The sequence below is a fragment of the Compostibacillus humi genome (assembly GCF_014637175.1).
GTDB lineage: Bacteria > Bacillota > Bacilli > Bacillales > Amphibacillaceae > Oceanobacillus > Oceanobacillus humi.
Genome location: NZ_BMEV01000082.1, coordinates 1 through 12,468, shown reverse-complemented (window position 1 = coordinate 12,468; position 12,468 = coordinate 1). Strand labels below are relative to the sequence as shown.

Here is a 12,468-nt window from a genome sequence, read left to right as displayed (position 1 = left end):
GCTAAGTACATCCAGCTTCGTTGGAGTCGAATGTAGGTAATGTCAATGCTCCAAACGTGATTTGGATAGTTAATGTTCACTCCTTTCAGTAAATATGGATAAATTCGATGTTGCAGATTCCGTTTACTTAAATTTGGACCCGGATAAACAGCTTGAATCCCCATTTCTCGCATGTGACGTTGTACTCTTTTGCGATTGATATTCACTCCTTCTTGGTTTAGCAGTGCTGTTATCCTACGAGACCCATAAAATGGGTATTTTGTATAAATTTCATCGATACGGTGCTTGATGGCTACATCTTCTGCTGAAGGCCCGACTGGTTTATAATAAAGGCTTGAACGGTTAAGGCTTAATAGCTCTGCCTGTTTTGTAATGGATAATTCTGAGTCTTGCCATTCAATCATATTCACACGTTCTTGCCTAGTTGTGGTAGATGCCAGATTTTTTTTTGAGCCACGACAATTGCGTGGTTAATCGGCCTACTTCAGCGTATAGATTTTCAATTTGTCCTTCATAATCAGCTTTCATCTTTTCTTGATCCTTGTTCTGCTTTTGAAACAGTTGCGGCATTTGTTCTAGAAATTGTGTTTTCCATTTCCGCAGCTGATTAACATGAATCCCATATTCAGAGGACAGCTCAGTTAAAGACTTCTCTTCCTTAAGAATTTCCAATACAACTTGTGCTTTAAATTCTGGTGAATATCGTTTCCTTTTTTGTTTCATAAACCTACCTTAACATATCCTTTCTTGCTGTCTAAAATCTTGGGTCCATTATAGACATCCCTCTTTTAAATCTTTTCACCACAAAAAGGAAAGCTATTACACAATAATTTAGTTTGTATATGCAAATTTTCATAAGCATTTCAATCCACGCCCCCTATGAAGGGAGCGACCGCGGTAGTTCTTTCTCTGCATCTTTCTTTGATTTATTTCAATCCACGCCCCCTATGAAGGGAGCGACAATTAACGCCCCATTTCCCCTCGTACTTATAGACATTTCAATCCACGCCCCCTATGAAGGGAGCGACGATACGTAGGTTCCAGCTGATCTTCGTGGTCATAATTTCAATCCACGCCCCCTATGAAGGGAGCGACATGCCAATTCGTTTAGGGATTGAACAAGATGAGATTTCAATCCACGCCCCCTATGAAGGGAGCGACAATTAGAGATGCATTCCCTATTTTTTGATTTCCAGATTTCAATCCACGCCCCCTATGAAGGGAGCGACTAACATCGCAAGTTCCTTACCGGTGTCTAAAGTATTTCAATCCACGCCCCCTATGAAGGGAGCGACAAGAATACGGCATTACATCAAGTGCCATTCGCATAATTTCAATCCACGCCCCCTATGAAGGGAGCGACGTGGAGCCAAGCAGACTATATTTTCCGAATACTGATTTCAATCCACGCCCCCTATGAAGGGAGCGACGGCCAGGATATGCTGCATAACGATAACATGCGAGATTTCAATCCACGCCCCCTATGAAGGGAGCGACAGAAAAAACAAGGTCACTTATAAGGGCAAGATGATTTCAATCCACGCCCCCTATGAAGGGAGCGACCCTAGCATTTTTTCACCTCCTTAATAATTTGATAATTTCAATCCACGCCCCCTATGAAGGGAGCGACGCATGTCTCCGTTTTTTAAATGACATAGAACGGATTTCAATCCACGCCCCCTATGAAGGGAGCGACTATAAATTTGGAAAATGATGATTCGTAAAAATAAATTTCAATCCACGCCCCCTATGAAGGGAGCGACTGAAAAGGAGAATGTCAAATGGGTAAAGTGTTAATTTCAATCCACGCCCCCTATGAAGGGAGCGACCCGCTCCACAGGAGTGATAAGGGAATGACTTTAGGTATTTCAATCCACGCCCCCTATGAAGGGAGCGACGCGGACTTTCGACTTTAACTTTTAGCACTTTATCATTTCAATCCACGCCCCCTATGAAGGGAGCGACAGCTTATGATGATATGTTAAACACCTTTGAATATATTTCAATCCACGCCCCCTATGAAGGGAGCGACTTGAGTGCCAAATAAATTCACCTCCTATTGATGATTTCAATCCACGCCCCCTATGAAGGGAGCGACATGTCCATTATCTTCACCCCCATGTCCCATTCGGATTTCAATCCACGCCCCCTATGAAGGGAGCGACTTGATTGTTACGGATATTGTTTGAATAACGCTATTGAATTTCAATCCACGCCCCCTATGAAGGGAGCGACCGCGAGATATTGACAAAAACATCTCAAGAACACTATATATTGTACTTAACATTAACTTTTTAGTAAAACAGTATATAAAACTATATTTTTTAACCTTATAGCTTGTTATTTTTTGCGCGAATGTACTTAGAAAAACCTGGGCACTTATTGTTCGCACTTCAGAAGATTAATGTATTTTCTACATCAATTGTTGGCTTAGCACCAACGTGCTTAACTTTTGTCTCATGATTATTTCCCAAACGGTAAAATCGTAAACTGTCGACTTGAGGATCAATAATTGACTCCAAACTTAGTTCTAATTGTCGTAATTGTGTATTGTCGACAACACACTCAAACACTGAATTTTGAACCCTCACACCGTATTCTTCACATTTTTTGGCAACCTTCCGTAAGCGCTTTTGGCCACTGGAGTTTAATGTTTGTACATCATAAGTTACCAACACTAACAGTTCAATCACCTACCTGATTAATATTGGTGGATAAGCATCAAGATCTCCTCTTAAAAATCTTGCTAACAATAATGCCTGAACATGTGGAATGAGTCCCCAAGAAATTTTTTCCTTTAAATATGGATGTGTAATAGTAGATCCCTTGTTTTGCTGCCAAAGTTGGAGAAAATTTCGTCTGGCATCGTCAGTAAGAATGACCGCTTTGTTCTCCTTTACTACAAAATCCTTTGCATGTATTTGTTTTCTATTTATTACCTTCAAAACAAATCGGTCGGCGATTAATGGTCTAAGTTCTTCCATTAAGTCTAATGCAAGTGAGGTTCTACCTGGACGATCTCGATGCAAGAAACCAACATATGAATCAAGACCTACACCCTCTAATGCTGCAGCTACCTCAGTTGTAAGCAGAGTGTACGCCAAAGATAATAATGCATTAACTCGATTCAATGGCGGCCTTCGATTACGTTCAATGAAAGAAAACTCCTGTTTATTTTGCAAAATACACTCATTAAAAACACTGTAATATAGACTTGCTGCGTTCCCTTCTATTCCCCTTAGTTCATCTAAATTAGTGCATTCCATAGCATTTTTCCGTGATTTTTTTAACATATTAACTACTCTCTCAATCCGTTCCGAAGCAACCCTTAGCCCATGATCCCGTAGAGTACGCTTTAATAATTGCTCACAATTAAATATTTTCCCTACTATCATATTTCTTGATATCAATGAACTTAGTTCCTCAGAATCTGATATACGATATTGTTTTTTACGTAAAGTCACATTGCCATTTTGTTCTCCAATTAATCTCCCCCGGAACTTGCCGGTACTTGTAAAAAAAGATAAACTGATATTTCGATTCATGCACTCGGCCATTAAAGCCGGACTAGCACCCTGATGTCCAAATGTACAAATAGCTTGTATGTTATGAAGCGGGATACGGGCAATCGACTTTTGCTCCTTTATTAAATTTAGATTTTTCCCCTTAAGTGCTAAATATATATCTGAATCAGACACATAAACAGTGTTTAATAATTGTTTCATTCAGACAACATCCTATTCATATAAGTAGATACTCTTTCTCTTTCCAACAATTCTGGCAAACAAATATTGCGCAATGAGCATCGCATACAATGTTTTCCAGTACTTACTCTTGGTGTATGTTTTCTTTGAAAATATTGATGCATCTCTTTTGTAATTTCAAATACTTTATCTCGCAAATTGTTTGTGATATCTATTGTTTCTCTGCGTCTGATTTCATGATAATATAAAACGGCTTTATTTATTTTTGTGCCGAGCATTTCTTCCAAACATAAAGTTTGAGCAACTAATTGTAAAATATCTGCATCATGTTTTTTGGGCTTTCCCCTTTTATATTCAATTGGCTTCACTCGATACAAACCATCTTCTCTATCCAGCGGAATTCCTTCATCATCCCGAATAAATTCAACCATATCACAAATCCCATTTATACCTAAAACTCTGGAATGTACAGGAAGAGCACGAACAAAAATAGTATTTCCTCTTTTTTCTCGAATAAATGGATTATCCGCCTTTTCATGAAGGGCATTTCCCTCTACAGTTAATACATTCTCTGCCCACTCCTGTTCAATATGGATAAGAGCCCATTGTCTTTTGCAAAACACAAAATGCTGAATACCAGAAATCATCAAGTAATCTTCTTCATTATAAACCATCATATTCCTCGACCGCTAAACCATCTAATTCTTCAACAGTAATTTCATAATTATCGATTGAAGGAGGCAAATTATCTTTTACCTTTTCTACCTTCACCGTCCTATGAACCTTCGCTGAAGAATACCTTCCTAATTTAGAGTCGTGTTCCCACCAAAATACTTTGTTTACTTCCATGCTGCCGTCTGGTCTAGCTGATGAGGCATCATTGGCAAATAATGTTTTTAATGCCTCTTTTAATTTCTGTGCATCTTCATAAGAAAATCCTGTGCGTTCTGCTAATTGTGGATTTATACTTCCATAGAATACATACACCCCAAAATCAACTCTATGTTTCATTCCCATAGTGTCAGATGTTTTTTGGCTTGGATCTTTTTCGTTTGTCGTAGAATTAACACTTTTTGTAATCTGCATGCTTGATACATTAACTGGTTCAATACTTGTAGCAGTATGTATTGAAACAGGACCCCGAACGCCGATTGACATTTTTGTACCCTTAAATGCAAATACTTGACCAAAAGCACGCACATCATACCAAGTATTACATGCAATCATTTCAGCAGTTTGTTCATCTGCTCCTGTAGCCTTTGATTTGGTCAATAATTTTTTCAACTCTTCTACTGAATCAACTCTATCTTTAATGCTACGATGCTCGTCATTACGCCTTTCATCCGATTGCACAAGAATTGCTTCACCAGCATCTTGCAATCTATTACGTAACTTGCGTTTAATTGCTACATGAGATATTTCTCCATGCCCTGAAAAATCCTGACGGGGACGATTACCGTTTAAAGGATCTCCATTTGGATTCGCTTTATCTACCGTAAGAACCACTGCAAAATCAATTTTTTTCTGTAATGCTGTCATTTTCCTTTTCCTCCTTTTTTGTATATAAGCTTTGGATTTGGCTACTGTACCCTAATAGAAAAACTGGGCTAAGCGGTGTGTCATTCATATTTTCTGTTGTTAACTGGTCTTCTATTTTTCGTAGCAGCATCGAATAGTATCCGGCTTCATAACCTGACCTTTCAAAATAAGGTGTTAGCTGCTTACGGATAACCATCCACGTACGTGCCGGATGTTGTGTGAATGCATTAAAGTATCGTGTGGCATTCGTGGCCCTCTTTTCATCTCGTTCTTTTAAAAATCTGCTTTCCATCACCTCTGCAACACCTAGCAATCTGCCAAATAAATAATCCCTTGAAGTGTTGTCTTCTTGTAAAGCCACACTGTATTCCTCACCTTCATATAATTTATTAATCAGTGCACAAGCAATGTTGAGAACGTTATTCCATGATTCTTTTAATCCTTTAAAACTAGATGGATTTTTAACCCGATTAAAAATGATTTGTACAATGTCCTTTGGTATCGGCTTCTTTTCTACAATGCAAGAAAGCAATCTGGTATATAATTCTTTTTTAATTCTTGAATCAGCTTTACTGCCATATACTGCTTCTGTAATCTGGGATACTGAAGGCGCTCCAACAATACGTTTTACATTATTACTACTATCACGATAGACTTGCAACCAGTGGCATGTATTATGCCAATGATCAATTGCATCAAGGAAGAAATCAGCATGTAATTGCTGATAATAGACGATTGCCAGCCTCCCCTTTGTTGCTGCATCAACAGCTAAAATAATAATGTTATCTAAACGATTCTTTGTAAGTGAATGTTTCCATCCATGTAACGCCTTATTAAACTCTGCAGCAACAATTTCCTCTGTAAATACTTTTTCTTCTTCTTTAACCTGAAGAATATCCATTAGTAAATCTGCCGTACCAGCCAAAGGATCAGGTGTTTCTGGCTGCTTTATTCCAAACGAAACAAAATACCTGGAATCAACATATGTTCCTTGTCGTTGAAGAAGCCATCTTAATGCATGATGGGCTTTTTGCGAAACATCGTACCCAATTTGAACCGCTTCTTCGGGTTGGGAAAAACGGCCGCGATACGTATAACCCGAACTATCATTTGCAGATATTAATTTCGCCATATCACCAGCATTTCTAATACGAGCGCCATGCTGTGTCGTTAAAAAAGTATGTTCACCAGTTACATAGCAATACCCTTTATCCATGTCAGCTATTGTATCCAGATAGCGAATATAGTCTTGAAATAATTTTTTATCCTCCCAAACTACTGGTTCCTCTGGTGATTCATGCATAACATCAAATCTGACAAAGGCAGATAATATACCTTCAGAAGATACCTTATATATCAGTGGTTTCTCTTCATTTGACTTCCATTTATCAATTACTTTATTTTCATGATCTACAGGCAGTATTCTCTCACGCACCAAATCTTCTATTACTTTTCCCTTTTTAATATACTCATAGATTGCTCTCACCTTTTTTGGCGCTTCTGGACGTTCTGCCCATTGTTTCATTTGATCGAGATAATCTTTATGATGTTGTTCACGTTTTATATCCCCACTATAATCTACATAGTCGGCAGCAACATAAAATAATTTATCATGGATATAATGCGGGGCACTTTTACTGCTTCTATTTGCAGAACTCGTAGTTGCAGGAACAATCGTACGCGCATCTTCTTTTTCAACTACTTTTGCACTTACAAAGTCTCCATCCGAAGTCACTAATATTTCAATTTGTGCGCTTTGCATGACATGGGAAACTGGAAGTAATGTAATACGCTGATTATCCCGCTCCTCAAAATTACCAACATGGGAATGATTATTGTCGTAAACTTCGGCCAATTGCTGCATCCAGCTCATTATCACACCTCCTTATACATTTCTTTATATTCCTCATCAACACTCTGAAAATTTTTTCCCTTTATAAATTCCTTGACAGAACCAGTACGAATATCTCGAATAATTTCGCACTCATCTGGTCGAATAAAACGAATAATCCCATCTTTCATTGTAGGAACCCATAAACGGGCTTTTAATGTTTTTTGATCTCCTTCATCAGGGTAAGTAAATCCATGAAACATCGGTCCAAAGCTTACTTCACCATAACCATCATAAAAACTTTCTCCTTCTCCAAATCGACATTCTTCTACATATCCTTGACACTCTCTCGTCCCTAAAAAGATGTCTCGGCGTCCGCCTCTCTCCACAGAACGCTTGGCGATATTGTGATGTTTATTTTCATTCCAGTCATTAGATAAATCTGGTCTATTCTTGTTAAATTCAAAATGTGCCCTTACTTGATAAGCGGGTTCACGCAAATAAGTGTAGTACATCAAATCATTATCGGCATTTTGATATTTTATAGGACGCACTCCTTTTACCTCTGTCCGTATCGCATTCATCACACGCACCTCATCGATATACCAAATAATACTTGGCTTCCAGTAAATTGATTCTACAATCCCTTTCATGGCCTGGTATGTTGGTATTTGGTACGTAAATTTCTCCCCACCAATCCTTGTTACCGGATCTGTGAACAATGCATATTTTCCATATACTACAAACTCAATCTGGTTTCTCATTTTATCACCTCCTTAAAAATTATATTGTGGTAATGAAGCATCTCCTTCTACCGTGACGCCAAAATCTTGATCGTAAGCCTTTTCCGTTAAACAATAAATGGAATCATTATACAGCGGTACAATTAAATTAGCTTGACTCAGCTTCTGTAACTCATAATCATATATATTGACAGAAAATTGCTGAGCTTCCTTCGCCACTTTATTAAACTCTTTCACATCATGGTAGTCTTGATTGAGAGATGCTATGATTTCCTTTCCCTTGCCATACGGAACAACAATAGATGTGGTTGGCGACTCAATTGCTTCAAAATGTTCTTCTAACGTCTTAAACATACCCTTTGATTTCGTTTCTGCACTCCTAGCATTTGGATGAGTACCATTTATTAATTGAATAAGTTTATAATTCAATTTTTTTGGGGTTTGTTTTATTTCACGTTTTGCTTGGCTATCAAAATACCTAAAATATGTATTCATCGCATCAGGACCTAAATAATTTCCGTTAAACTCTGGATTATTTAAAATATAGTTTCTAGTTACTTCCCCGCCAATTCTAATTTCAGGCAAATTGGAGAGATTTTCTTCAGACGAATTTATAATATAAACTTTCCCTAGTTTTTGCTTTCCATTACGATTACAACGTCCCGCAGCTTGGGCAATCGAGTCCAAGCCTGCAAGGGAACGAATAACGGTTTCAAAGCTTATATCGACACCTGCTTCGATTAATTGTGTGCTGACACAAATTATCCGTTCTTTTCCCAGTTTTTCTCGAATCTCATCCAACTTCTCTGTTCGATGTGCAGGACACATGGAAGTACTGAGATGGTAAACTTTGGCGATCTTTAACGCTTTGAGCAATTTATATAATTCCCTTACTTCCGCCTTTGTATTTAATATGATCAGTAAGGAGTCATTTTCTGTCATTATTTCTTCAGCAAAGGAGGCCAGTTTGTCCATTCCCCAACCGCCACTTTCCACTTTATTAATAATTGAGACCCTTTTGAAGGCATTAACTGTCTTACGAAGATTTGGAACTATTTCAGCATCTTCTTTCAAATTAATTTCATACTCCATATACTTTACTGCCGGCTGTGTAGCTGTGCAGAGTAAAATACTGCTGTTGCCAACAAAATGCAAAAAGTTTACCGCTGTATTAAATAGACTGAAATGTTTATAAGGAACTGATTGTACTTCATCAAAAATAATGACGCTATTCATCAAATGGTGTAGACGCCGACTCTTTCTCGTTCCCTTTTGAAAGAAAGCATCAAGAAATTGCGCCATTGTTGTAAAAATAATTGGATAATCCCAATTGTCCCTACCAAGCTGTAATTGTTTGTGATATTCCTTCTGATAAAAATCAGGCTCCTCTTCTAAACTTGTATCATCAATAACGTTAGCATGATGCTCAAGAACTGCATTCTGATTATTAATAATATTTCTTACCGCTTTAGCATTTTGTTCAAGGATGGTGGTATAAGGAACTATATAGATAATCCGTTCTTTCTTATAACGAATGGCATGCTTTAATGCATACCGTAAACTTGCAAAAGTCTTCCCACCACCAGTTGGAATGGATAACGTATAGATAGAAGACGGTTCATCAGCCACACTGCCGCAACTATCTGACATTTCATTCCTCAACTTGGTAATTGGATGGTCATCGCCTTTCCAATTGTTTATTTGCATCATTAAATGATGGTATCCCTTTTTAAAAATATCGCTGTTATCGGCACTGCCAGTAGAAACTTCCCCTTCCTCAAAGCATCGGGTATCCGTTCGATCTGCATCAATTAAGCAGCTGAAGACAAGCTTTTGCAAATAACTTAAATATACAATTGGTTCTTTAATGTTTGCTTCTTTTATGTTTTTCAGAAATGCTATAAATTCCTCCTTGGCTTCGTTCATTAACTTATCAACTCTTTCGACGTTGCCTTCTACGGATTCAAAATTATGTACAGCTTCTTCGTAGTATGGCAAATTTGCGTTTGTAACCCGTCGAATATAATCAGATTTACTGAGATCAGTTTGAACAAAGTTCTGCAGCCCCGAGTGGTGGGACAATATAGCCATTCCTACTGTTTCAACAACAAAATCTTGTATAGAATCATTCTTATCGTAATATTTATCGTACAAGTATTTTGCTCCGGCTGTAGAATGATCGATCTTTTGGTTTGCAACTCGATGAAACAGCACTGCATTTTTTATGTAGGATGTAAAAGCCAAAGTATACTTTCCTAAATCATGCAGGAGACCAGAAAGTTCGCAATGGGCACCTAGATTTATTGGATCACCGTATCTACGAGCCAGAAGTGCAACTCCATCTAAATGCGTTTGTACCGATTGTTGCATATAGTCACTGCCTCTAATATGAGCGATAAACAAACAAGTTCCCCTCCTTCTATACACTATCCAGACTAATTGTAATAAAGTGGAATTAATGGATATTTTTAGTTATTTAGTTCTTTATTTAGAGATTGTAAACATATTTTACTAAATAGGCTATACATTTTTTGTATACCCTCTTGTCTTTTTTATCATCCATCTTGAAACAAAATACTAATCTTAAATAATAGAGCCCATTGGATGTGTATGCGTTTTCAAAAAATTTTTAGTGCAACGCTATCCATGACTACCCTTTCTTTTAAATTTTCACCCGAATAAAGGAAAACGTTCACAATGCATTCAAGTTTATGTATACTTACTATTAAGAATTTTAATTATTTTAAGAGGGGAGCGATAAAGATTAGAAGGAAAAGTTGCTGTTATTACTGGGGGTGCTCGAGGTCAAGGTGCTTCACATGTTCGCACGTTCATATAGGAAGGTGCAAGGGTTGTCTTTTCTGACATTCTTGAACAAGAAGGTGTGGCATTAGCAGAAGAGCTAGGTGAAAATGCCAAATTCATCCGGCACGATGTTACGAATGCCGAAGACTGGAAAAAAGTCATCGGGAAAGCTGAAGCCTCCTTTGGTCCTGTAAACATACTAGTGAATAACGCCGGCATTGTAACCCCAAAGACTATTGAGGAATTTACAGAAGAAGAATTTCGCAGAGTTATTGATATTAACCTGATCGGTGTTTTCCTCGGCATGAAGACGGTTCTTCCTTCCATGAAAAAAGCAGGAAATGGTTCAATTATTAACATATCCTCCATTAACGGATTTCGAGCAGCACCAGGCAATTCAGCATATGATGCCTCCAAATTTGCAGTTCGGGGAATTACAAAAACAGCTGCATTAGAATTTGCTGAATTCGGCATCCGTGTAAATTCCGTTCACCCCGGCCCAATCCAAACTCCAATAATCCAAACAGAAGAGACACAAGCTATGATTGATGAAATGGTTAAAGGAATTCCTTTAAATCGAATCGGGACACCAGAAGATGTTTCCAAACTAGTATTATTTTTAGCATCAGATGAGTCGAGTTATTCCACCGGTTCAGCATTTACGATTGATGGTGGCGTAACTGCATCCAACTAATTCAGCAGGAAACTGATACAACATACGATACACAAAATCAGAACATCCTTGGAGAATTCCAGGTTGTCCTGGTTTTTGTTTCAACAGAAATCATCTCGGCACCGTCTAACCAATTCCTTTTATTACTGAAAAAACTAATTTTATGCCTCTGTATCCTTTTTATATTGGGATTTAGCCAATCATTACTGCAAATGTTCTTTCACTTCAATGAAAAGTTCCTGATCAATTCGTAGCACTCAAAACTTCGAACGACTGACTATTCATATTACAAGTGGCTTGGATGAAACCAATCCCCTTTCATTTTTTGCTTATAAGGGAGAAGTTCGATTAGCTTTTAGGCCTAGATTATTGTTAAATCTTTCGCTAAACTCCAAATAAGCAGTGCGTCTTTTCTTTGAACTCCTGCTTCTTTCATGGCACAAACTAAATTTTTGATACGGATTACCTGTATTGGACTAGAAAAATTTTCATTTATGAATGCTTGCTGATCTGACTCATCGGATAAAAAGTATGGAATGTTTGCTGTTTGCGCAAAAGCAATAGAAACAATTTCTCCCCAGCGGCTGCCATTTTCTCTCGTTTTTTTGCTTTCCGTAACTTTTCGATGGTATCCTCATATAATATAAGTGCATAAGGTCCTATTTCGGAAATGTCATCTTCATTAACTATTTCAGCACGGTCTTTTTTTATCAACTCATCAATTTGATCTTTAGCGCTTTTTGGAATTAAGATCTCATTGGAATAGACATATTCATGGATGAATATTTTTTGTATGTAAAGAGGTAAGATTTCTTCGATTACTTTGTACTTTTTTATTCTTCCTAATTTGATTGCGAAATCAGCATCCAATATTCCTTTAGACCAGACAGGGGATGGCAATTTACTCACCATCCTCTTCGTTTAATAGTCTGTCTATTTCTTCTTCAGATGGAAGCTGGTTTGAGGCTTGAATACCAAAGTCTGCAGGATTTTTATGAACAAGACTAAGGAGATTTTTTAATTTTTTATACGATAAGTGACCGTGTTCGTATAGAAATAGATTTAAGTTTACCCAAAAATAAAGCTTGACTTTGAAACAAAAACAGGCATCCGAAAATTTGGTGCAAAAGAGCACTTTTGGATGCCTGTTTTTCTCTCTATGGATCCAAAATG

Annotated in this window: 9 protein-coding genes, 2 pseudogenes and 1 CRISPR repeat array; of the genes and pseudogenes, 1 reads left to right on the top strand and 10 read right to left on the bottom strand. The window is 37.7% G+C overall.

Features of this window, described 5'->3' with window-relative positions; genetic code table 11:
- The 8 genes and pseudogenes from IEV18_RS17335 to cas3 form a co-directional block, all read right to left on the bottom strand.
- Positions 1-723: pseudogene (locus tag IEV18_RS17335) on the bottom strand (IS3 family transposase); the annotation flags it as partial.
- A 137-nt stretch (positions 724-860) separates the two neighbouring features.
- A CRISPR array of direct repeats spans positions 861-2,235; the repeat unit is 33 nt; unit sequence ATTTCAATCCACGCCCCCTATGAAGGGAGCGAC.
- A gap of 158 nt (positions 2,236-2,393) precedes the next feature.
- Positions 2,394-2,684 (bottom strand): CRISPR-associated endonuclease Cas2, encoded by a 291-nt coding sequence (cas2, locus tag IEV18_RS15255; protein WP_188393250.1) that lies wholly within the window; start codon positions 2,682-2,684, stop codon positions 2,394-2,396.
- Between the two features lie 9 nt (positions 2,685-2,693).
- On the bottom strand, positions 2,694-3,725 hold the full coding sequence (cas1c, locus tag IEV18_RS15250; RefSeq protein WP_188393247.1) for a type I-C CRISPR-associated endonuclease Cas1c: 1,032 nt from the start codon (positions 3,723-3,725) through the stop codon (positions 2,694-2,696).
- Complete coding sequence (gene cas4, locus IEV18_RS15245) at positions 3,722-4,378, bottom strand: CRISPR-associated protein Cas4 (protein WP_308421579.1); 657 nt, start codon at positions 4,376-4,378, stop codon at positions 3,722-3,724. Before cas4 ends, cas1c begins: the two co-directional genes overlap by 4 nt.
- Positions 4,368-5,243 (bottom strand): type I-C CRISPR-associated protein Cas7/Csd2, encoded by an 876-nt coding sequence (cas7c, locus tag IEV18_RS15240; protein ID WP_188393245.1) that lies wholly within the window; start codon positions 5,241-5,243, stop codon positions 4,368-4,370. The genes cas4 and cas7c overlap by 11 nt, the downstream gene beginning before the upstream one ends.
- Positions 5,218-7,116, bottom strand: coding sequence for a type I-C CRISPR-associated protein Cas8c/Csd1 (cas8c, locus tag IEV18_RS15235; RefSeq protein ID WP_188393244.1), 1,899 nt, complete (start codon positions 7,114-7,116; stop codon positions 5,218-5,220). Before cas8c ends, cas7c begins: the two co-directional genes overlap by 26 nt.
- Positions 7,117-7,118: 2 nt before the next feature.
- Positions 7,119-7,838, bottom strand: coding sequence for a type I-C CRISPR-associated protein Cas5c (cas5c, locus tag IEV18_RS15230; protein WP_188393243.1), 720 nt, complete (start codon positions 7,836-7,838; stop codon positions 7,119-7,121).
- Between the two features lie 12 nt (positions 7,839-7,850).
- Positions 7,851-10,220 (bottom strand): CRISPR-associated helicase Cas3', encoded by a 2,370-nt coding sequence (cas3, locus tag IEV18_RS15225; protein ID WP_188393242.1) that lies wholly within the window; start codon positions 10,218-10,220, stop codon positions 7,851-7,853.
- A 382-nt stretch (positions 10,221-10,602) separates the two neighbouring features.
- On the opposite strand from cas3, the pseudogene IEV18_RS15220 reads away from it, so the two are divergent.
- Positions 10,603-11,316, top strand: a pseudogene (locus IEV18_RS15220) (glucose 1-dehydrogenase).
- Positions 11,317-11,787: 471 nt separating this feature from the next.
- On the opposite strand, the gene IEV18_RS15215 reads toward IEV18_RS15220, so the two are convergent.
- Together IEV18_RS15215 and IEV18_RS17330 are read right to left on the bottom strand one after the other, a co-directional pair.
- On the bottom strand, positions 11,788-12,204 hold the full coding sequence (locus tag IEV18_RS15215) for a hypothetical protein (protein ID WP_188393241.1): 417 nt from the start codon (positions 12,202-12,204) through the stop codon (positions 11,788-11,790).
- A partial coding sequence (locus IEV18_RS17330) for a hypothetical protein (RefSeq protein WP_229733680.1) occupies positions 12,197-12,468 on the bottom strand: 272 nt, incomplete at its 5' end. The genes IEV18_RS15215 and IEV18_RS17330, both read right to left, overlap by 8 nt.